The sequence below is a fragment of the Sphingomonas panaciterrae genome (assembly GCF_036890205.1).
GTDB classification, from domain to species: domain Bacteria; phylum Pseudomonadota; class Alphaproteobacteria; order Sphingomonadales; family Sphingomonadaceae; genus Sphingomonas; species Sphingomonas panaciterrae.
In genome coordinates this window covers 1-987 of sequence record NZ_JAKNQR010000037.1, presented here as the reverse complement: position 1 = coordinate 987, position 987 = coordinate 1, and the positions used below count along the sequence as shown (strand labels likewise).

At 66.9% G+C, this 987-nt stretch carries 1 pseudogene; it reads left to right on the top strand.

Annotated features, from left to right (window positions below):
* Positions 1-953 (top strand): annotated as a pseudogene (locus tag L8F96_RS18545) (IS3 family transposase); the annotation flags it as partial.
* Positions 954-987 lie beyond the last annotated feature (34 nt).

Sequence of the window (987 nt, the reverse complement as noted above, 5' to 3'; positions counted from 1 at the left end):
ATCTCGGACCTGACGCTCGACAAGCTGATCCTGCAGGAGGCAGCCAAGGGAAACTTCTGAGCCCCGCCCGGCGCCGGCGTTGCATCGACCAGGTCCGGGGGGTGCTGGACGTATCCGAGCGGCGGGTGTGCCGCGTGCTCGGGCAGCACCGGTCGACGCAGCGCAAGGTGCCGTGCGGGGCAGATCACGAAGAAGCGCTGACCGAAGATATCATCGCCCTGGCCAAGCAGTATGGGCGCTACGGCTATCGCCGGGTGACCGCGCTGTTGCATGCGGCCGGCTGGTCGGTGAACCACAAGCGGGTGGAACGGATCTGGCGGCGCGAGGGTCTGAAGGTGCCGCAGCGGCAACCCAAGCGGGGGCGGCTGTGGCTGAACGACGGCTCGTGCATCCGGTTGAGGCCGGAATATCCAGGGCACGTCTGGGCGTACGACTTCGTCGAGGAGCGCACCCACGACGGGCGTAAGTTCCGGATCCTGACCATCATCGACGAGGCCAGCCGCGAGTGCCTGGCGCTGATCGTGTCACGCCAGCTCCGCCACGAAGACGTGCTGGCAGCGCTGGCCGAGTTGTTCATCGAGCGGGGCCCGCCGGCGCATATCAGGTCAGACAATGGAAGCGAGTTCATCGCCACCGCCGTCCAGAACTGGCTGGGGCAAATCGGTGTGAAGACGCTTTACATCGCCCCGGGCTCGCCCTGGGAGAACGGCTACAACGAGAGCTTCAACGGCTCGCTGCGCGACGAACTGCTCAACGGCGAGATCTTCTACAGCCTCGCCGAGGCCAAGGTTCTGATCGAGGCGTGGCGGCGCCACTACAACACCGTCCGGCCACACAGCAGCCTCGGCTACCGCCCGCCGGCCCCGGAAGCGGCGACACCGCCATTGCCGGTCTCCGGCTCCGCTTCGCTCCACCTCCGCCCGGCAATGGCGGCGGACACAACAATGCACTAACAATCACCCCGGACCACCCGGTGGGGGCTGCTCA